At 69.9% G+C, this 19,610-nt stretch carries 23 protein-coding genes; 15 read left to right on the top strand and 8 right to left on the bottom strand.

What is annotated here, in order from left to right:
- Nucleotides 1-166 precede the first annotated feature (166 nt).
- Nucleotides 167-901 (top strand): restriction endonuclease, encoded by a 735-nt coding sequence (locus A6A29_RS17310; protein ID WP_079182811.1) that lies wholly within the window; start codon nt 167-169, stop codon nt 899-901.
- 439 nt (nt 902-1,340) lie between these two features.
- Here A6A29_RS17310 and A6A29_RS17305 read toward each other — a convergent pair whose 3' ends face one another.
- Nucleotides 1,341-1,862 (bottom strand): hypothetical protein, encoded by a 522-nt coding sequence (locus A6A29_RS17305; protein WP_073720986.1) that lies wholly within the window; start codon nt 1,860-1,862, stop codon nt 1,341-1,343.
- A 531-nt stretch (nt 1,863-2,393) separates the two neighbouring features.
- On the opposite strand from A6A29_RS17305, the gene A6A29_RS17300 reads away from it, so the two are divergent.
- Nucleotides 2,394-3,764 (top strand): hypothetical protein, encoded by a 1,371-nt coding sequence (locus tag A6A29_RS17300; protein ID WP_079182810.1) that lies wholly within the window; start codon nt 2,394-2,396, stop codon nt 3,762-3,764.
- Nucleotides 3,765-3,871: 107 nt separating this feature from the next.
- Here A6A29_RS17300 and A6A29_RS44045 read toward each other — a convergent pair whose 3' ends face one another.
- The 3 genes from A6A29_RS44045 to A6A29_RS17290 form a co-directional block, all read right to left on the bottom strand.
- Entirely contained in the window at nt 3,872-4,024 is a 153-nt protein-coding gene (locus A6A29_RS44045) for a hypothetical protein (protein ID WP_338012877.1), read from the bottom strand.
- 21 nt (nt 4,025-4,045) lie between these two features.
- Complete coding sequence (locus A6A29_RS17295) at nt 4,046-4,984, bottom strand: RICIN domain-containing protein (protein WP_073720984.1); 939 nt, start codon at nt 4,982-4,984, stop codon at nt 4,046-4,048.
- A gap of 137 nt (nt 4,985-5,121) precedes the next feature.
- Nucleotides 5,122-6,231 carry a helix-turn-helix transcriptional regulator gene (locus A6A29_RS17290; protein ID WP_073720983.1) on the bottom strand — a complete coding sequence of 370 codons (1,110 nt, stop codon included), beginning with the start codon at nt 6,229-6,231 and terminating at the stop codon, nt 5,122-5,124.
- Nucleotides 6,232-6,502: 271 nt separating this feature from the next.
- On the opposite strand from A6A29_RS17290, the gene A6A29_RS47530 reads away from it, so the two are divergent.
- Nucleotides 6,503-6,634, top strand: a complete 132-nt coding sequence (locus A6A29_RS47530; RefSeq protein ID WP_274535810.1) for a hypothetical protein — start codon at nt 6,503-6,505, stop codon at nt 6,632-6,634.
- 204 nt (nt 6,635-6,838) lie between these two features.
- Here the strand turns inward: A6A29_RS47530 and A6A29_RS17280 are convergent, their stop codons facing one another.
- Nucleotides 6,839-7,237: a winged helix-turn-helix transcriptional regulator gene (locus A6A29_RS17280; RefSeq protein ID WP_073720982.1), complete on the bottom strand. Its 399-nt coding sequence runs from the start codon at nt 7,235-7,237 to the stop codon at nt 6,839-6,841.
- A gap of 92 nt (nt 7,238-7,329) precedes the next feature.
- Between A6A29_RS17280 and A6A29_RS17275 the strand changes: the two genes are divergently transcribed.
- Nucleotides 7,330-8,169: an SDR family oxidoreductase gene (locus tag A6A29_RS17275; protein ID WP_073720981.1), complete on the top strand. Its 840-nt coding sequence runs from the start codon at nt 7,330-7,332 to the stop codon at nt 8,167-8,169.
- Nucleotides 8,170-8,423: 254 nt separating this feature from the next.
- Nucleotides 8,424-8,813 carry a hypothetical protein gene (locus A6A29_RS17270; RefSeq protein WP_073720980.1) on the top strand — a complete coding sequence of 130 codons (390 nt, stop codon included), beginning with the start codon at nt 8,424-8,426 and terminating at the stop codon, nt 8,811-8,813.
- A 297-nt stretch (nt 8,814-9,110) separates the two neighbouring features.
- On the opposite strand, the gene A6A29_RS17265 is transcribed toward A6A29_RS17270, so the two are convergent.
- Nucleotides 9,111-9,950, bottom strand: a complete 840-nt coding sequence (locus A6A29_RS17265) for an SDR family oxidoreductase (protein ID WP_073720979.1) — start codon at nt 9,948-9,950, stop codon at nt 9,111-9,113.
- A gap of 80 nt (nt 9,951-10,030) precedes the next feature.
- On the opposite strand from A6A29_RS17265, the gene A6A29_RS17260 reads away from it, so the two are divergent.
- The 4 genes from A6A29_RS17260 to A6A29_RS17245 all read left to right on the top strand — a co-directional run bounded on the left by A6A29_RS17260 (nt 10,031) and on the right by A6A29_RS17245 (nt 13,289).
- Nucleotides 10,031-10,951, top strand: coding sequence for an AraC family transcriptional regulator (locus tag A6A29_RS17260; protein ID WP_073720978.1), 921 nt, complete (start codon nt 10,031-10,033; stop codon nt 10,949-10,951).
- Between the two features lie 464 nt (nt 10,952-11,415).
- Complete coding sequence (locus A6A29_RS17255; RefSeq protein ID WP_107468243.1) at nt 11,416-11,862, top strand: SRPBCC family protein; 447 nt, start codon at nt 11,416-11,418, stop codon at nt 11,860-11,862.
- A 329-nt stretch (nt 11,863-12,191) separates the two neighbouring features.
- Nucleotides 12,192-12,434 carry an ATP-binding protein gene (locus A6A29_RS46635; protein ID WP_158074407.1) on the top strand — a complete coding sequence of 81 codons (243 nt, stop codon included), beginning with the start codon at nt 12,192-12,194 and terminating at the stop codon, nt 12,432-12,434.
- A gap of 24 nt (nt 12,435-12,458) precedes the next feature.
- Nucleotides 12,459-13,289 (top strand): hypothetical protein, encoded by an 831-nt coding sequence (locus A6A29_RS17245; protein ID WP_073720976.1) that lies wholly within the window; start codon nt 12,459-12,461, stop codon nt 13,287-13,289.
- Between the two features lie 678 nt (nt 13,290-13,967).
- Here the strand turns inward: A6A29_RS17245 and A6A29_RS17240 are convergent.
- Complete coding sequence (locus tag A6A29_RS17240) at nt 13,968-14,642, bottom strand: formylglycine-generating enzyme family protein (protein WP_073720975.1); 675 nt, start codon at nt 14,640-14,642, stop codon at nt 13,968-13,970.
- Between the two features lie 360 nt (nt 14,643-15,002).
- On the opposite strand from A6A29_RS17240, the gene A6A29_RS17235 reads away from it, so the two are divergent.
- Nucleotides 15,003-15,644 carry a GNAT family N-acetyltransferase gene (locus tag A6A29_RS17235; RefSeq protein ID WP_241838526.1) on the top strand — a complete coding sequence of 214 codons (642 nt, stop codon included), beginning with the start codon at nt 15,003-15,005 and terminating at the stop codon, nt 15,642-15,644.
- A gap of 392 nt (nt 15,645-16,036) precedes the next feature.
- Nucleotides 16,037-16,417, top strand: coding sequence for a hypothetical protein (locus A6A29_RS17230; protein ID WP_073720974.1), 381 nt, complete (start codon nt 16,037-16,039; stop codon nt 16,415-16,417).
- A 202-nt stretch (nt 16,418-16,619) separates the two neighbouring features.
- Here the strand turns inward: A6A29_RS17230 and A6A29_RS17225 are convergent, their stop codons facing one another.
- Nucleotides 16,620-17,150 carry a flavoprotein gene (locus tag A6A29_RS17225; protein ID WP_073720973.1) on the bottom strand — a complete coding sequence of 177 codons (531 nt, stop codon included), beginning with the start codon at nt 17,148-17,150 and terminating at the stop codon, nt 16,620-16,622.
- On the opposite strand from A6A29_RS17225, the gene A6A29_RS17220 reads away from it, so the two are divergent.
- From A6A29_RS17220 to A6A29_RS17200, 4 genes are all read left to right on the top strand, one after another.
- Nucleotides 17,149-18,261: a transcriptional regulator gene (locus tag A6A29_RS17220; RefSeq protein ID WP_241838525.1), complete on the top strand. Its 1,113-nt coding sequence runs from the start codon at nt 17,149-17,151 to the stop codon at nt 18,259-18,261. The two genes, A6A29_RS17225 and A6A29_RS17220, sit on opposite strands and share 2 nt — an antisense overlap.
- A gap of 290 nt (nt 18,262-18,551) precedes the next feature.
- A complete protein-coding gene (locus A6A29_RS17210; protein ID WP_073720971.1) occupies nt 18,552-18,734 on the top strand; it encodes a hypothetical protein in 183 nt (60 codons plus the stop codon).
- Entirely contained in the window at nt 18,731-18,910 is a 180-nt protein-coding gene (locus A6A29_RS17205; RefSeq protein WP_073720970.1) for a hypothetical protein, read from the top strand. Before A6A29_RS17210 ends, A6A29_RS17205 begins: the two co-directional genes overlap by 4 nt.
- Complete coding sequence (locus A6A29_RS17200) at nt 18,907-19,203, top strand: hypothetical protein (RefSeq protein ID WP_073720969.1); 297 nt, start codon at nt 18,907-18,909, stop codon at nt 19,201-19,203. Before A6A29_RS17205 ends, A6A29_RS17200 begins: the two co-directional genes overlap by 4 nt.
- Nucleotides 19,204-19,610 lie beyond the last annotated feature (407 nt).

Raw genomic sequence — 19,610 nt, 5'->3', positions numbered from 1 at the left:
CCCGCACCGGCCGGGCCGGGACCGGCTGAAGTCCGACCGGGGGCGGGGCAGGATGCTGACGATCAATGGGGGACCGCTGCTCGCCGTCACGGTCCTCTTCCGGCTGCGGCGCCGGCTCGTCCCCGGCATCTCCGATTCCAGCCGCTGACACAGCCGGAGCGACTAGATGGCCACCCGCCGACCACCACGCCGCCGCCCCGTCCCGCGCCGGCCCTCACGCCGTCCCGCGGGGCGAAGCCGAACCGCCCGTACCCGCAAACAGCGGCAGCGGCGTGGCATCCAAGTTCTGCTGCTCGTCGCCGTCGCCCTGTGGGCAGCCGGGCGGCTGCTCGCCTGGATCGCCGCGCACCCGTGGATCGTGCCCGTCGTCCTCGCCGCCGCAGCCGCCGGAGGTGTGCTGTGGCACCGCTACCGCGCCGCCCGGTTCCGCCGGAGGGCGGAGACCGCCCGGACGCTGCGCTACCCGGTGGAACACCTGGACCGGCTGCACCACCGCGAGTTCGAGCACGCGGTACGCGATCTGATGTTCCGTGACGGCTGCGCCGACGCGGTCCAGGTGGGGGGTGCCGGGGACAACGGCGCCGACGTCAAGGCCACCGACCCCTTCGGCCGCCGCTGGGTACTGCAGTGCAAGCACCGCAGGGCCGGCCTCGCCGGGGCCGCCGTGGGAACCCCCGACCTCCACGTCCTCAACGGCACCGGCCGCCCCGTCCACCAGGGCGATGTCGTCGTACTGGTCACCAACGGCCGCTTCTCCCGGCCCGCCCAGGAGTTCGCCCGCTCCCAGCGTCTGCACCTGGTCGACCGCGAGACCCTGTCCGCCTGGGCAGGCGGACACCGCCCCTTGTGGGAACTCCTGCGAGCGGTCCCGCCTCCGCGGAACCCCACGTCCCTCTCCTGAACTGAGCGCACCACAGTCCCGCGCCGACGTCCGCGCGAGCCGGCGCTCCCGCAGGAATCGGGCTTCCCCATGAACAGGCGGCAGGCGACAATGCAGATCAACCAGGGACCACAGAACGGTTCCGCCAGACAGACGGGGGACCCATGATCGTCATTGTTTCCACGGTGGTTGTGCTCGCGGCCGTGGCCGGCGTGTGCTTGGCCGTACTGCGGCGCAGAGGCGGTTCGGGGCAGTACGGGGCACTGGACCGCGGTGCCATGGACCAGGGACTCGCACAAGGGCTGGGCATGACTCCCAGGGCCTGAGAGAGGCTGTCCCGCAGTCCGTGGCGGGCGCGCGACGACAGCTACGGCACCCTGCGGCGATGTCGGAACGCCCGCATACCTCCCGTACGGTCCGGCCTTCCCGACGTCGCCGTGACCCGCCCATGGCTCCCGGGTCACGGCTCTTCCGCCGGTCGCTGGACTGTCCGCCGGCGCGGGGCGTGGTCATCGGGAGTATCCGGGGAAGCGAAGTGGAACGGCACACCGAGATGCAGGGCGAGCGCCCGGCCGGCCCTGGCGGCGGCACCGCCGGGGGGAGTGCCGTCCGGGCGGTGGTAGACGGTCGCCAGGTGGCCCTCCCCGTCCGGGGCGTCCAGGACCGCGACCAGGAGCACGAACCAGTCGTGCACCGTATCGCCGTCCCACAGCGCCTCCACCGCCGCCACACGGCCCGGGAGAGCCGCGGCGCGGGCTGCGAGTGAGGAGAGGTCGAGCGGATCGGGCGGCGTGCGCCGCACCCGGTCGCCGAGGGCCTCGTACCGTGCGTGGACCACCCGCTCGGCCTCGTGCAGACCCACCCCCAGCGGACGCAGCGCCTCCCAGACGGACTTGACCGCCGCCATCCGGCGATCCCTCAGTACGTCGGCGTCGACCTCTCGGCAGGTCCTTTCCTCCAGGTAGGCCCACCAGCCGCTCACCGGGCCACCGGCCGGGATCCCAGGGCGTACGTCATAGGACCGAACGCGGTTCCTCGCACCACCTGCGCCACCTGCGCCACCGACCCACTGCCGAACGCATGGCGGACCGGGTCCACCTCGTCCCCGCTCGGACAGGACGGGGCCGGACAGGGGATCACCACGCAAGCGTGTCCGCCCGTCCGCGCCCGCTCAAGCGAATGACAGGCCGCCGGGGTACGGGCACGCCGACGGCCCTTGCCCCGCACAGGGGTTGCTTCCGCTTCAGGCATGATGTCGCGTCCGGTCATGACTGCCTTCCGTTGGACGGTGCACGGACGGCACTCCGCCCCAGGGCCAGGATTCCGGCAGCAGGCCGACCCTGGCGAACTGTTTGCGGCGGACCGGCCCCGGTTGGGCCGTACCGCCTGCCTCCGGTTCCTCCCACAGGTGCGGAAAACCGGGGCGCCGCAAGATCCTCTTCATGTGATGATCCTTCCGATGCGCCGGAGTTGCCGGCGCATCAGTCGCGTTCCACGCCCTTGGGGGGTAGCAATGAGACTGTTCTCTGCTGGACGCCCGGTACGTCCCAGATCCGGCGCCGCCGTAGCGATGGTGGCCGGTCTGCTGACTGTCGGCCTCACCGCACCCGCGTTCGCCGCCGACGACCCGCCGCAGACCGACCAGTTGTGGATCAACCAGCCGTACGGGCACACGCTGCCGCTCGGCACCGACGGCGGTCAGCCGCAGCCCCGCACCCTCGGCGTCGGCATCTACCACGACAACGAGAACTTCACGGTGACCGACGGCAGGCTCACCGTCGATGTCTCCGGCCTCGCCGGGGTCGCCGAGGTGACCTGGCCCGACAACTGCACGCCGAGCGGCACGAGTGCGGTGTGCGACATCCCCGTAGTACCCACGATCGGGAGCCACTACGAGGACCAGGTGTTCCTGACGGTGCGTGCGGCCGACGGTGCCGGAGTCGGTGCGCAGGGCAGGATCACCTACGAGGCGACGGCCACCGGCGGGCCCGACGGCACACTCACCGCGCCGCACGAGAGCTTCGACACCACGCTCACCGTCGGCGCCGGGCCCGACCTCGCCATCGAGCCCATCGCCGACTTCGAGGACGGCCTGCCCGGCGACGAGCGGACGATCCCGTTCAAGATCGCCAACAAAGGCAACGAGAGCGCGAACGGGTTCACCGTCAAGCTGAACGCCTCCTACGGCCTGACGGATCTGACCCGGTACGACGCCTGCGCCTACACCACGACGGACGGCGACGACTACGCACCGTCGAGCAACGCGGTCTGCACGTTCGACCAGGTGCTGGCGCCGGGCGACGCGTTCGAGCTGCCCGAGCCGCTGACGGTGCGACTCGCCCCGCACGCGCTGAACGAGCGGCTCGACATCGGCGTCGAGCCGGGCGGCGGCGCCCAGGACATCGACTCCGAGAACGACTACGCGGCCCTCCAGATCGGCGCGGAGAGCACCGCGGACTTCTCCGTGACCGGTGACGCCATCTCCGGCGTGGCGGGCGAGACGGCCATGGCCGAGCTCACGTTCAAGAACAACGGCCCGGCCTGGTTCGGCAACCTCGGCTCCGGCGACCCGGTCGCCGAGGTCCGGCTGATCGTGCCCGAGGGCACCGAGGTCACCGGCGTGCCGTCCGGCTGCTCCCCGCGCACCCTCGACGGCGGCTACTACCCGCAGCGGACGGGAGCCCCGCGCTACGACTGCGACCTGTCGTACTGGGTGCTGGAGGACACCCGGCGCACGTTCGCGTTCTCCGTGCGCGTCGACACCGTGGTGCCCGGCGCGACCGGTGCGGTGAGCATCCACCCCCCGTTCGGCGAGTTCGGCGCGTACCCCTTCGACTTCGACCCGGACCTCACGAACAACACGGCGGCCCTGACCGTCAACTGACCGGCGCGTGGGTTCGGAGCAAGCCGTCCGGCGGCAGCTCCGGACCCGCGCTTCGCAGGGCGGACGCTGCCGGCGGGTCTCAGCCGGCGCGGGCCCGCGTGGATGGTTCAGCTGGGCCGGCCGACGGCCCATTCGGTGGCGATGCCGCCGGGTTCGATGACGACGACATCGATGCCGAACGGCTTGGCCTCCCGGCGCAGGCAGTCGCTGAGGGCTTCGGGAGCGAACTGAGAGCGTGCCGGAGGGGTGGGCGCCGACACGGCGCCCACCCCTCCGGGGGATCAGTCCCAGGGGTTGGCGGGCTGATTGTCGATCGCGGTCCAGAACCGGGTTCCGGTCGGCAGAGTGCCGTTGGCCCAGAAGGACCAGCCTTCGCCGTCGTGGAACTCGGCTGTGCGCCAGCCCGCGCCGAAGTTGTTCGCACAGATCTGGTCCGCTGCCGCCCGGCTGGTCAACAGCGTGCCGGCGAGCGGGGAGGTGGCCTTGACCTGGCCCCGGGCCCAGCTGTGGAAGCCGCCCGCCGGGATGCCGGCGGGGGCGGGGCGGCCGTCCTGGTTCAGGCAGAGCAGCGGCAGCGCGGTGAGGGGGGTGGTGTCGCCGTTGTACGCGTTGGTAGCGGCGTCGCTGCCCACGTGCACGATGTTGTCCGTGCGCTGTTCGAGGTTGGCCCAGGTCATTCCGAGGTGGCCGCCGGTCAGCTCCTTGAAGGCGGCCTTGTTGATGTTCCACTGCTGGTACGTGCCGTTGTTGCAACCGAACAGGTAGATCATCCAGCCGCCGTTCTTCGGCTTGTTGTCCAGACACTGGCCGCTGGACACACTGGTCAGGCGCATTCCGACCAGGTCATAGAGCGGGGAGGCGACTTGGTTGGCGGTGATCCGCCACATCTGGAGGGTGCTGCCGTCGCAGGCCTTGATCGTTACGCCCCCGCCCCCCTGGTCGGCGGCCAGGCAGGCGCCGGCGAAGGAGTTGCTGTTGATCGTGTGTACCCCGGGGAAGCCGGCGACCGGGGTGAACTGCCACCTGACGGAACCGTGGCCCTCGTCGCAGATGACCATGTCGGGTCTGTCGGTGACGTTCTCCTTGGGGCAACGCGCGGACTGCTGGTTGAACACCACGGTCGAGGGTGGCGGGGTGGCGGAGGCGCTTCCTGGGCTGAGCAGCATCGCGGCCAGCGCGAGCACGGCAGCGAGGACGAGTCGTTTGACGGACGAGGGCAATGTTCCTCCAGAAGGAAGGGCAACACGGATGTCCGAATGTCCGGTGCGGGGCCGTTCGGACCCGCCGCACCGGGGCCGTGGCCAGTCTGCTGGCCCATGATCGGACTCCGGTATCCCAGATTTCTGGGTACCTCGTCTCAGCCGGGCGGGAGGTGCGCGGTTCTGGTTCTGTCGGCCATCAGCAGGGCCACCAGGTCCCGGCGGCTGCGGACCCCGGTACGGTCGAAAATGGACTTGAGGTGGTCCTGCACGGTCAGCGGACTCAACGACAGCTGCTCGGCGATCAGCCGGGTGCTGTGGCCGCGCAACGCCCCGAAAGCCACGTCCTGTTCGCGCGCGGTGAGCCCGTACGCCATGAGTTCGACCGGCAGCCGCTGGGCCGGCGAGGAGGGCATCGCGACGATGGCCACATGGCCCGGGGTCGCGCCGCGCAGGACTGACGCCTGAAGGGTCAGCCACTGGCCCTGCCGGGTACGGATGCTGGTTCGGCAGTCGGGTTTCCGCTGTGCTTCGGCCGACTCGCGGGCGTACTCCGCCAGGGCGGCCAGCCCACTGGGGATGCCGCGGATCAGAAGTTCGTCCCGGCTCTGCTCGGCCAGCAGGACCTCGGCACGTTCGTCGGCCGAGACCAGGGACCCGTCCGCGCCGACGATCACCACGGCGCCGACGGGTGAGGCGGCTTCGTCGGCAGTCGGACCGGCCTCCGAAGGAGCTTCGAGTGAGAGCTGGGAGTGCCGCAGGGCAGCGCTGATGTGGGGTCCGGCCCGTTCCATCAGCCGGATGTCCTCGGTGGTGAACGGCCCGTGCCGGCGCCCCCGCATGAACGCGGCGCAGCCCCACCGGCCGCCATGGCTGTCGAAGGTGACCCGGAGCTCGTCGACGTAGCTCCGGGGTTCGAGCATCTGCCGGTAGCGGGCGCTGAGTTCCGGTAACTCCTCGGTGGCCCGTAGGAGACTCTGCACGGACCGGCCGGACGCGCGGATGGCGTCGAAGGTGGTGCTGTCCGCGCTGGAGAACTCCAGTTGGGCGGCCTCCTGGAAGTCGGCCGGATCGAGACCGTACGGCAGCGTCGATGTAGGGAACCCGCTGACCGGGTCGCTGCCGTGGAAGCATCCGGCCTCGAACCCGAGCTCGTCGTGCAGCAGTCCGGTCAGACTCCGGAACAGCTCGGACGGGGCCGGGCGAGCCGCACAGAGATCGGAGATCTCACCGAGGATCACACGCTGCCGGTCCTGTGCAGTGGCCATGACATGAGCATACGGACGGGCGGGCACGCCCCTCCGCACCTCGTCCCGACTGGGTGAATCACGGGCCGGACGAGGTATGGAGCTGCTCCCGGTCAGGTGTCGCGTACCATCCCGACGCTGTTGACGCTGAAGGCCCCGTCGCGCCCGACCTCGATCATGTGCCGCATCCCCCTATGAACTCGCACGCCATTCCGACCTGCGCAGACCATCATCCGTCGTCATCCGTCGTCGGCTGCTGGAACGCGGCCGGCTCAGCCGTGACGGCGAGGGGTTGCTGTGGATCACCGAGTCGGGGGACGAGGCTCGCCTCGAACTCAAGGCGCATGCCCCGGAAGTCCGCGCCCGGATTCACCTGGGCATCGACGACGCCGACTACGTCAGCGCACTGAAGATGCTTCAGTAGATGATCCGGAACACCGGCAGCACTCTGGCCCAGTGCCGCATCAGACAACGTTCTGAGCAAGCGCCACGACCACACCCGCAATGAACCCAGCACAGCCCGGAGCCGGAGCGGTAGCCGGAGCCGGAGCGGTACACCGACTTCGGAAGCCGGCCCGTCCCCGGACCTGTTGCGCTCAGCTGCTCAGCCGCCCAGCCGCCCAGCCGCTCAGCCGGTCCGTGGCGGCCGTTCCGTGGCGGACGTCCCGTCGGACGCCAGCCGCTGTGTGATCCGGTCGAACAAGTCCGTCAGTGGCTCACCGACGTCCTGGCCGAACTCAGTCAGCCCGTAGGTGACTTGGGGTGGCGTCGTCGGCTCGACCTCCCGCCAGACCAGCCCGTCCCGGACCAGCGCGCGCAGTGTCTGAGCGAGCATCTTCTCGCTGATGCCCTGGATGCTGTCGCGCAGCTCGAAGAACCGAAGGTTGTTGCTCCGCAAGGAGATCAACACCCAGATACCCCACCTGCTGGTCACGTGGTCGACCATGTCGCGCGCAGGGCAGTCCGTGTGAAACACGTCATACCGGTTGCCCGCCTCACCCTGCGTCAGCTGCGCGCCTTCCTTCATGTTGGGAGCTTACCTCTGGGTATGTTCTTACGAAAAGTAAGCCCCGGTCCTAGCGTCAGTTGCCGCAGTGCACAACGGATCAGGAGCTGAACATGATTGTGGTTACTGGGGCTACCGGGAATGTGGGCCGGCCTTTGACGCAGGCCCTGGCCGAGGCGGGCGAGCAGGTGACGGCGGTGTCACGGCACGCGGCGGCGGTGCCGGACGGAGTCCGGCATGTGGCGGCCGACCTGGCCGAGTTGACGAGCCTCACCCCCGTGTTGGACGGAGCGAAGGCGCTGTTCCTCCTGCTGTCCGGGGACCTGCACGCCCCCGGAGCCAGGCCGACCGACATCATCGACCTGGCCGCGGCCAGCGGGGTCCGCCGGATCGTCCTGCTGTCTTCGCAGGGCGTGGCGACCAGGCCGCTCGGCCCGACGCGGATCGCGATGCGCGCGGTGGAGGACGCGTTGAGGGAGTCGGGCCCGGACTGGGCCGTCCTGCGACCGGGCGGCTTCGCCTCCAACGCCCTGGCCTGGGCGGAGTCCATCCGCACGCAAGGGACGGTCGCCGCACCCTTCGGTGACGTCGGGGTTCCGGTCGTCGACCCGGTGGACATCGCCGAGGTCGCGGCGGCCTGCCTGCTCGACGAGCGGCACACCGGGGGAGTCTTCGAGCTGACCGGGCCCGAGGTGATCACGCCGCGTCAGCAGGCGGAGGCCATCGCCGCGGCGCTCGGCTCGCCGGTGCGGTTCCACGAACTCACCCGCGAGGAGGCCAGGGCCGCGATGACCCAGTTCGTGCCGTCGGAGCTCGCCGATGACACCCTGGACATCATCGCCGCTCCGAACCCGGCCGAACTGCGGATCAGCCCGGACGTGGAACGAGTCCTCGGCCGTGCCCCGAGCCCGTTCAGCGACTGGGTCGCCCGGAGCATGGCCGCTTTTCGCTGAGACACGACTCAGCTGAAGCGCCTGGGCAGCCCCGTGCGACTACGGCCGCACGGGGCTGCCCCGTAGCGCTGCTGCCCACCACCGGCCAGAGCTCAAGAGCCGCAGCGACCTCACGGGTCCAACTGCGGCTCACCGCTCACAGCCTCTATAACAGGATACGTACCGCGAGAACATGGAGGACGTCGTCCTCGACGAAGGCGAAGGCCGTAGCCGGCATGCCCTCACCGGAAGAATCACCGAAGGAGCCGCACCCGATGGACATCAGCGACACCACCGCCCGCCCGCGGTGGCCCGTCCCTTCCACCCCGCCCGTCCACGATCCGGCCCTCTTCGCGCAGGCGATGCGGGACATGCGACTGACCTGGCGCGCCCGCGGCGTCCTCGCCGAACTCGCCACCGGCTACCCTCCGGGGCAGGAACCCAAGATCAACGAGCTGGTCTCCCTCACCCGCAACGAGCGTGGGGCCGCCGAGGGCCGCGAAGCCTTCCGCAAGGCGGTCGGCGAGCTGCGCACCGTCGGCTACCTCACCCCCGACGCCACGCCCTCGGGTGTCGGAGCGCGCCTGGTCGTGGACCTCACCCCGGCCGTCGGCGCACATCTGATCCGCCGTGACCACTACATCGGGCTCACGGACGGGAGTTGATCGACAGGGGAGAGCGATGACCTGACCCGCCCTCCGGAACAGCCTGCCGCACCGGCCGCACCGTGCAGCCATCCCGCGCCAACTGCGTGGCGAACACCGGATCACGCGCCGGAAGTCCCCGGACAGCTGCCCGCAGGAGTCCCCGGGCACCTGCGGGCGGGAGTCCCCGGGCATCTGTCCGCAGGAGTCCCCGGACACCTGCCCGATGCTCCCCACATCACCGAGGTTGAGCCCGGCACCACTTGAGGGCTTGCGGTGTGAGCAGGGGAGTGCGCTGCGGGACGAGGCGGTGTGTGTTCAGGCGTGCCACATTCTCACGGCCGCTCGGACGTAGTCGCTGAAGTCGCGTGGCGGACGACCCAGTGCGCGCCGTACGCCGTCGGAGACATGGCTGTCCATGCCTCGCCGGATCGGGCTCACCGCCTCGGCATAGTCCTCCGCCTCGGCGGGCGGCCATCCCTGCCCGGTGAGTTCGGCGACGAACTCACCGGGGGAGAGCGGGACATAGCGGATGCGGCGGCGGGTCGCCCCGGAGATTTCGGTGACGGCCTCGGCGATGGTCAGGGCCCGGGGGCCGGAGAGTTCGTACGTCTGCGCGGCGTGGCCGTCCTCGGTGAGTGCCGCGACCGCGACCGCGGCGATGTCTTCGGCGTCGATGAAGGAGGCCGAGCCTTCCCCGGCGGGCAGTCTCAGCTCACCGGCGAGGATCGCGTCCCGGAAGATGCCCTCGCTGAAGTTCTGTGCGAACCAGGCGGGTCGCAGGACCGTCCATGTGATGCCGCTGTCGCGCACCGCGCTCTCACCGTCCACGTGGGTGGCACCGGCGAGGCTGGCTTCTCCGGAGTATCCCGGCACATCCACGCCGCGCCCTGAGAGCAGCACGACGCGCTCGACACCCAGCTGTACGGCGCGTTCGACGAACGGGCGGGTGAGGAGGTGCCCGTCGACCGGCACGAGGTACAGCGCCCGCACGCCCTCCAGCGCGGAGTCCCAGGTGGTGCGGTCGAGCCAGTCGAAGGCCGGCTCCCCGGAGCGCGAGGCCACGCGGACCGGGACCCCTTGTGTCCTCAGCAGGGATACGACCCTGCTGCCGGACTTGCCCGTACCACCGGTTATCAGAATCGGATGCTTGGTCATGAGGCCAGTCAAGACACGTCTTGCGAGACGATCCATGGCTGTCAAGCTCACTTCGATGTCTGTACGTCTACCGTGGAGGCGTGGATGTGCTCTCCGAACTGCTGGACGGGGTGAGGGCGCGGGGTGCCCTGTTCCGGCAGACGACCTTGAGCGGGCCGTGGTCCCTGCGGTTCGCCGTCGGCTCACCTCTGACACTGGCCACGATGCTGCGCGGCCGGGCGTGGATCGTCCCCGCGGAGGGCGAACCGGTGCCGGTCGGTACGGGAGACATCGCGATCGTCTCCGGCCGGGCGCCGTACACGGTCGCCGACGATCCGACCACCCCACCGCGAGCAGTGATCCACAGCGTCGACTACTGCTCACGTAACGACGAAGGCGGGGCCGTCGAAGGCCCGGACGGCTCAGCCCTGCTGCTCAGCGGCGCCTACACCGGCCGCGGCGAGATCAGCGAGCGCCTGCTCCGAGCACTTCCCGACATCCTTGTGATCCGCGACGCCGACTGTCACCGCCCACTGCTCGATCTGATGGTCGAGGAGATCGTCACGGACAGACCCGGGCAGCAGGTGATGCGTGACCGACTGCTGGACCTGATGCTTCTCTCCACGCTGCGGACCTGGCTGGACGGACCCGAGGCGCACGCGCCACCGTGGTATCGCGCGATGGACGACCCGGTCGTGGGCCATGCCCTGCGACTTCTCCACGACAATCCGGCCCACCCATGGACCGTGGCGAGCCTGGCGGCCGGGGCGGGAGTGTCCCGCGCCGCGCTGGCCCGCCGCTTCACCGCGCAGGTCGGCGAACCACCGATGACCTACCTCACCATGTGGCGCATCGACTTGGCGGCCGACCTGCTGCGCGAGACCACGGCCACGGTCGGCTCGATCGCCCGGAAAGTCGGCTACGCCAACACCTTCGCGCTCAGCGTCGCCTTCAAGCGCCTCCGCGGCATCACCCCGACCGAGCACCGCATCACCGCCACGCCCTCCGGACTTGAGCAATGAGAGAGGGAGCTGTGCGAGGTGGTGCCGGTTCCGCTCGCGGCGAGGCTGCGCAGGATGATGACCCGACCGTGCGAGGCAGGCAGCGGGTGGACTGCCAGGACAGCCGGGGCCGCATGAGTTCGCGGTGAGGCCCACCTTCGGTCATTGTCAGGGGCCCCGTTTGGGCCTGCCGAATTGTGGAGGTGGTGGGGTCGGTACGAATCTGGAGACCAAGCCCGTGGGCGGGACCGGTAGCCCGGTGCGGCCGCGCCCAGCGGTCGGGCCGAGGGGGACCACGGCTGAGCAGCGGGAGAAGCCCGAGGCCATCGTCGTCCAGGCCGACGGCCCGGACCCACCGGAGTGGCCGGCGGCCGGGCCGTGCGAGAGGGGGACGTCCGGAGCACGCTTCGACGGACGGCCCTGTCCCGGAGAAGTCACCGGCAGCATCCTTCATATCCCTCGCCCCCGGAAGAAGCGTGATCAGCGTGGCCCGGAACTGCCGTCTGATCCTGAGCACGCCGTCCGAGGTCTGGGACCTGCTGTCCGACAGCCACCGTTACGGGGAGTGGGTGACGGGTACTCAGCGGGTCCTCGCCGCGGACGCGCACTGGCCAGAAGCGGGCGCCCGTCTGAAGGTCCGAGTCGGTGCCGGTCCCCTGACCATCGACGACACCTGCGTCGTCCGCATCTGCGAACCGCGACACCGCCTTGAGCTGGAAGCGAAGGCAGATCCGTTCGGCGCGGCCCGCATCGCCATGAACTTGATCCCCTGGGGCGAGAACACCCTGTTCACACTCGACTGGCACCCCCTCCGGGGCCCCGGCACCCGGATGCACGGACTCCCCGTGGACTACCTCGTCGCGATCCGCAACGGAATGATGCTGACGAAGCTGGCCCGGATCGCGCTGCGCGAGCACAGCGGAGACGCCTGAGGCACCTTGCGGAACAGCCGAGACGGAATCGGGGCCTCAAGACTGCCGGAAATGGGCTCGGTCGCGGGTTCACGGGGAGACCCGGGCGCTCTTCGACGGCCATGCGCGACCCACGGGCCGTTCGACTTCCGGCAGGCCGTCACCCGCCCGTCCGTACCTTCGGTAAATGCTCCCTGACCTGGTGTTTTCCGCCCACCTACCTAGGCTGGGGGTTCCGCTGGACACCCATCGGAGGGGGACTTCATGAGAGACGCCGCGAACCCGTACGCCGCCGCCCACATTCAGGTGTGGGAGGGTCGGGAAGCCATCCGGAAACGCCAGGGATGTACGTGGGATCGACCAGTGAGCGCGGACTGCACCACCAGGTGTTCGAGGTCTCCGACCGGGCGGTGAACGAGGTCCTCGCCGGTCGCGCCGACCACGTCGACGTCGCGCTGGAATCCGACGGCTGCGTGCGGGTCGCCATCGACGGGCCGGGGATTCCGGTCGAGGCCGCCGGGCACACCGGCGACCCCAGCCTCGAAGAGCTGCTGACCCGGATGTACACCGGGCCGCGGCGCGGCGGCCGCTGATCTGTGGGGGCGGGCCTTTTCGGCATGGGGCCCTTCGTCGCCAACGCCCTGTCGAGCCGTCTGACAGGAGAGGTCCGGCGCGAGGGGGTGCGCTGGGTACAGCGTTTCGACCGCGGTGCTGCGGTCGGCCCGCCCTCGTCCGAGAGGCTCACTACCGGTTCCGGAACCGGAACCGGAACCGTCATCGCGTTCCGGCCCGACGCCGACATCTTCGGTACGGCGGTGTGCTCGTTCGACACGCTGGCAGAGCACTTCGGAACACTGGCCTTCCTCAACCGCGGCCTCGACATCTCACTGACCGACCAGCGCCCTCCGGGTGGGCCACGATCGGAACGGTTCCTCTTCCCGGGCGGTGCCGAGGACTTCGTCGCCTTCATCGCGGCGCGGGCCGGGACATCCGAAGGGACGGGCGTCCTCGGTTTCGAGTACGAGGATCCGCAGATCGCCGGGTCTGTCGAGGTCGCCCTGATGCGGAGCTGCACCTTCACGGGCGGCATCCAGAGCTTCGCGAACTGCGTGCCCACCCCCGGCGGGGGCCCGCATGTGGAGGGCTTCCGAGAGGGAGTGGCGGCAGCGATCAACACCTTCGTACGAGAGCGGCGACCGCTGACGGAGACCGACACCGGTCTCGGACCCGACCTGCTCGACGACGGCCTCACCGCGGTCGTCTCGGTGAAACTCGACCACCCCGAGTTCGAAGGCCCCACACGCGGCACCTTGGCCCATGCTGAGGTGCGCGAATCCGTTGCGCCGGCCGTTCAGGACCATCTGAGCACGTGGTTGGCAGCGGATCCCCGGCGGGCCTCAGCCGTCGTCGGCCGGATCGTGACCGATACGTGGCCGGCCGGGGCATGAGCCCCGGTGGTGGTTCGGCCCGGCGGAGCTCGGGTCCGGAGGGCGCCGACGAGAGGTCGGCCACCGTGGGCCCTGCCGGTCCCAGGACGCTGTGCTGTCCGCAGCCTGATCGGGCCGGGCGCCGCCGCGGTCGGGCGCGATGCGGTGAACCCGGCTCGGACGCATAGCGGCATGGCCGGGATCGCTTCCTGACCGAACCGGGCCTGCCGGGAGCGTGGTGGAGGGTGACGCAGGATGGACCGCCCCGCACAGCAGAGACGCTATTGATCATTCAACATCTGGCGTTGCGTCTGGGTTCATGTGTCATACACGAGTGGCCTCGACACTTTGTCCCGGCCCGTGCCCAATCGTGACCGGGCCATGGATGCCACCTACCGGTGTTGCGGCATCTTCATCAGGCCGAGGACGCCAACGCCGGTACCCCGCTTGCGGCAGGGGCTCCTCCTGCCCGGGTCCGGCCGCCCGGTCGGGAGGAGCCCGTCGCTCCCTTCGGCGCGTCCGCCGAGGCCGTCCCGAGTCACGCTTCGGCCTGGTGGTGACAGGAAGAACGCCGATCGACCGTATGTGACACGTGACGCGCCTCTCCGGTGGCAACCGGGCCGCTTCGACCTGATTCCTTCAGATGCTGGGTGCCCCGCTACCCCGCCTCACCGAGGCGGTCATCGCCCACGACGCGGATCAGCCCGTGACGGAGCGCGCGACGCGGAACCCCACGTCGTCGACCTGGAAGCTCGGATGGCTGCGGCGCCGCGCGGAGGCCCTGCAGCTCCAGTGCTCGTCGAACCAGCCGCCGCCGCGCAGCACCCGGTAGCTGCCGTAGACCTCCGCGTCATAGATGTCCCAGCACCAGTTCCAGACATTGCCGAGCATGTCGTGAAGGCCCCACGGGTTGGGCCGTTTGCCGCCCACGTCGTGGATGCGCTCGTGCGAGTTGCCCCGGTACCAGGCGATCTCGTCGAGCGGGCCGTAATGCGGTCCGGTCGTACCGGCACGGCAGGCATGCTCCCACTCGGCTTCGGTCGGCAGCCGGTACCCGTCGGCGGATGCGTCCCACTCGACGCCTTCGCCGTCGGCATGCAGGTGGTAGACGGGTACGAACCCCTCGCGTTGGGACAGCGCGTTGCAGAACCGGAGGGCGTCCCACCAGGAGACACCCTCGACGGGCAGCCTGTCGCCATCGGCGGTGCTCGGCCGTTGGCCGGTGATCTCCGCGTACAGCGCCTGCGTGGTCGGGAACGTGGCGAGCCGGTAGGGCGCGAGCTCGACCGGCCAACTGCGCTGCGTCCGCCGGTCCGACAGCGTAATCCGCCCCGGAGGGATCGCGATCATCTCGATTCCCGCACGCGCGTCCATGAGTACGTGATCTTACGGGCACCTGTCCCGGGCGCCGACGGCCGACCCTCCTCGCCGCTCACAGCGAGGGATCGAGCGCGTCCCTCCGTGGACGGCCCTGTTCTCGTCCCGCTGTGCCCGCACACGCTCCTCCGCGAAGCGATCGACGGCCCCGCCCGGTGGGGGAGGCCGCCAGTGTCAAGGACACCGTGGAAGAGGAGCAGCGGTGAGCAGCGCGGGACCGCGGTCAGCACGGGGGCGGAGCCTGGGGCCTGGCTCTGGTGACGTGACGTCACCTGATCGAGCCGGTAGGAGCGTCGTACTCGTCGGCCGGGACCCGACGCGCACCTTTTGCCACCACCGACCGGGTCGCAGGGCGCCATGGCCGAGGGAACCTCGGAGTTCGAAATCCCGTTGCCGCTGACGGCGGCCGGGGACGATCCTCCGCGTATGGATTTTCCACAGCAGGTGATAGCGCTGGGTGACATGACACTTCGCCGTTTCGACCGCGAAGCGGACCTTCCGGAGTTGTTCGAGGTCCTCAAGGAGTCGCTGGAGCACCTGAGCCCGTGGATGCCATGGGTTGCCGAGCCCAGCCTGGCCAAGACCGCCGATTTCCTGACCCGCCGCCACGAGGCCTGGGACAAAGGCCGGGATTTCACCTACGCGATCGTGCTGGACAGGGCCATCGTCGGCGCCTGCCAGCTGTTCCGACGTGATGACAGCCCGGTCAACGGCCGCGAGATCGGCTACTGGCTGCACTCGGCCGCCACCGGCCGCGGCGTGGCCACCCGGGCCGCGCGCGCCCTGGTCGACCAGGCCTTCCGCCTCCCCGGCGTCGACTACGTCGAGGTCGTCCACGACCCGGCCAACCGCGCCAGCGCTGCCGTACCCGCCCGACTCGGCTTCACCGAACACCCTCGCCGCCTCGCCGAGGGCCTCGACCCGGCCGAGACCGGCAGGGATCAGGTCTGGCGGCTGACTCGCCATCAGGCGAACAGGGTGGTCTCAGATGCCTGTTGACGGAGACAGGTGGGAGCTCCGGAGCCGAGACCGCTGACGGCGGCGGATCTTCGACGAACCCGACTCTCACGAGTGGGGGGAGAGCGAGCGTCCCCACAGCCGGAGGCGGGAGACGGGCGGGTACGTAGCCCCTGCTCCCCCCTACGGCCTGCCCCGCGATTGTTCCGTAGCAGCCGGTCACCCGGGCCGGATCCTGAAGACCGACGTCACGCCATGTCCCGAATTGGCCCACAGCACCCCCCAGGGCGCGGCGCCGTTCGCATGCCCACGAGGCGCACAGCGTTCCCCTGGAGGGGAAACGGTCGGGACGGCAGCCGATCTGTCCCTCACAGGCTCCGTCTGGGATGCTGAAGGCCGGGCTCGACAGGGGGCAGACGGTGTATACGGAACCTATGGCGCGAGCCGTTGTGGAACCAGCAGTACTCAAGCTGGTACGGCAGTACCCCCGAGGCGAGTCGTTCTCCACGACGGTCACTTTCGGCGGGGACGACTTCACCATGTGCGCCCACATTCGGGCGCAGTGGGCGGCACCCGGGCAGGTGAAGATCGCACTGGCCTGTTGGGTCGTCAACATGGACACCGCGCGCTATTTCGGTGACAACCCACCTGCCAGGGAGGAGATGCGCCTGCCGCCGGAAGGCACGGCGGAGTGGGACGAGGAACTGACCGGCCGGGTGATCGGCCACCTCGCAGCTCGTATGAACGCTCCTGCCCCCGCCCTGCCGACCACCGACGGGCACCTCACCATCACCGTGCCTCTCGTCCTGACGTAGTCACGGGCCGCTACCTGCCGCGCTTGGCAGCTCTCCACCTGAAGTGATGGGCTGCCCCGCGACTGATCATGAGGCGTGTTGGCTGGGGGAGTTGGCTGGTGGGTGATTCAGCAGGCCAGTCATCTGCCACGAGCCGGATCGTACGACGAGGCGTCGGGCAATCGGCGACGGCCCCGCCGTCATGCAGGAGTCGGGCATGGCTTCAACCTCTGGCGGCTGTCGTCACTGCGTCCAGGGCCAGGTGCCAGGGGTAGGGTCGCCGCTCTCCGGGCTGGTTGGGCACGAAGCCGCCCTCGCCGTACAGCACCGTCACCCCGGCACCGCGCAGTGTCCCCACCGACCGGTCGAAGGACGGGTGCTGTACGTAGGCGGCGTTCACGCACGGCATCGCCACGAGGGGGATCCGCTTCCCGATGCCCTCCGCGAGGACCCCCACGACGAAGCTGGACGTCAGGCCCAACGCCCACGAGTTGATGGTGTTGAACGTGGCCGGAGCGGCCAGGATCGCATCCGCCTTCGGCCAGGCGTCCGGCTCTCCGGGCCGCTTGTATTCCGACCGCACCGGGTGTCCGGTCAGCTGTTCCAGGCTCGGCAGATCTGCCTCCAGCCATCGGGCGGCCGTGGGCGTCAACCCCAGGCATACATCCCACCCTCGGGCCCGTGCGTTCTCGACGGCTTCGGCAACCTCGAAGACAGGCGGGGCAGCCGAGCCGAACAGGTACAGAGTCCTCATGCAGCCAGTCGACCACACAGGCAACCGCCCCAGCTTCCTCAATCAGGTTGAGTGCGGCGCGAAGCGGGCCAACTTGGACTTCTTGGCGGCTGTGGCCCATGCCCTGCGGATCGACGTCACCGTGCTGACGGGACAGCCCTACGTGACCGAATTGCAGCAGGACCGCCTCGCCGAACTGGTACGCCCCATCCGCGAAGCCCTCGACCTGTACGACCTCGGAGCCGACGACACAATTCCCGACCGGCCGGCCGAGCACCTGATCGCGAGCGCCGAAGACCTCTGCGCCCAGGTGCGTGCAACGCGCCTGCGGAACGCTGCCCGGCTCCTGCCCGCCACCATCTCCGAGCTGACCACCGCAGCGTGGCGCAATCCGTCGACGGAGCTGTGGCAGGCTCTCGCCTCGACGTACCGGACCGCCCACGACATTGCCGTGAAGCTTGGTTACTACGACCTGTCGAGCGTTGCCCTGGATCGCATGGACTGGGCAGCCCATCGGGCCTCTGACCCGTGCCTGGGCGCCATCCGCCAGTACATGCGTGCTCTGGTGTACTTCCGGGAGGGCGAGTACACGATCGGGCAGCGTCTTGTCGCCGCCGGTCACAGCATCGTCGGTGCTGCCGAGCGGACCAGGGAGACCATGGCGGTCACTGGACAGCTCCATCTCGGGGCGTCCGTCATTGCCGCGCGGGCCGACCAGCAGTCGGCAGTCGACACCCACATTGCCGAAGCGCGGCAGTGTGCCAGGGCAACGGGCGATGCTTCCGACGTCCACTGGCTCAGCTTCGGCCCGACCAACGTTGCCTTGCACAAGATGTCTGCGGCGGTGGAGATGCGGCAGTACGACGAAGCGCTGAAGCAGGCGCGAAGGATCAGGATCCCGGCCGGTCTCGCCACGTCCAGGCGTGCCCACTTCCTCATTGACCGGGCGCGCTCCGAGATGGAGACCGGCCGGACCGAAGCCGCCCTCGGCAGCATCATCGACGCCCGCCACACGGCGCCCGAGCAGACCCGCTACCACCCTGGTGCCAGGGAGACGATCACTGGACTCGTGCACCTTTCCCGCCGTACGCCGGACACCCTTGGCCACATGGCCGCGTGGATCGGCCTGTAGGACACTCACTCGCTGACCCGCCAACGCTCACAGATTCGTGAGTGTTGAGCCCTTCCCTGCCCGTCACGCTGGTCTCACCTGATCAGCGACAAGCCGGGGACCACGATGACCGTGAAGTATCTACCGCCAGTCAGCGCACTGTCGGAACAGCAGCAGCGCGGTTGTCATGGCGTGTGGTGCGGTGCACCGCTCGGCACTGACTTGGGTGTTGACCTCGGTGAGCAGCGCGTCACCCCCGCCACCGGTGCCGCGTTCTCCTGGTTCCCCCGTGAGTGCGTGGACGCCCTGGCGTGCTCGGGGCGGAGGGCGGCCCGGTGATGGCGCCGACGCGGCAGCGGATCGCGTACCAGCCCCCGGACCAGGCGTATCAGGCGTACCTCGGGCACACCCTGGCGTGCGACGCCTGCCGTACGGGGGCACAGTGCGCGACCGCCGTACGGCTCGGCCGCACCTGGCGAAAGGTACGCCGATGAACGCGCCCATCGGGTACGGGTACTGCTGGGCCGAACGCCCCGACACGTACGCCCGCTGCACCCAGCCCCCCGACCACGCAGGCCCCCACTACGACTGGCGCGCCCCCAGCGACCACAGGGAATGGCCGAACAACCAGACCACCACCCCGCACCGCGCCCGGAGGGACGACGAGTGAAGTGCCACCACAGCGGAGGTGTCCACGACTTCGCGATCGAGACCGACGGCATGGCCCGGTGCCCCGAACACGGGGTCACCCTCCTGTGGCACGGCGAACCGATCACGGACGCCGAGCTGAAGACCGCGGCAGCTGTGGAGTCCCGGATGGACGAGGCGCTCGCCCTGGCCGAGGCGGCCCGCACCGACACCCACAGCGCCCATTGCCGGGCCGCCGCCGACCAGCCGCATCTGTCCGACGGCCACACCGCCTGCCGGCGTACCGGCTGCGCGTGTTCCTGCCACACCGCCTGATCGGAACCGTCATGGCGCATCCACCAGGAGCTTCACCTGTCCGTCAGCTCAACCAGAGAGCCGCCCCGCGCGGTTTGCCCGGCCGCCACGAACCGCGCGGCTCGCCCTCGGTCGCGACCCTGGAGATCCGCTCGACGGCGCGGGCGCCTCGGCTCAGCGTCGCGGCCGACCACGGTGAGGGCGAGCCCGCACGCCGCCAGCCCCCATTGCGGTCTCCAGGCCGATCCCGCCATTCGGCGAACCGCAGCAGGCGGTGCAGACCCGTGAGAACGTCCTCATCAGCCGCTGCGGCCTGAGCCTCGTCGACCAGCTCCTGGAACCGCTCGGCCGACAGGGCCCCAGAGCGCTTGGAGGTGGGGAAAATGCCGGTACACGGCCCCCACGCCTCCCGGACCAGGTTCCGGCTC

This window comes from Streptomyces sp. TSRI0281 (assembly GCF_001905125.1).
Lineage (GTDB): Bacteria > Actinomycetota > Actinomycetes > Streptomycetales > Streptomycetaceae > Streptomyces.
This window is presented reverse-complemented; position numbering and strand designations above follow the sequence as displayed.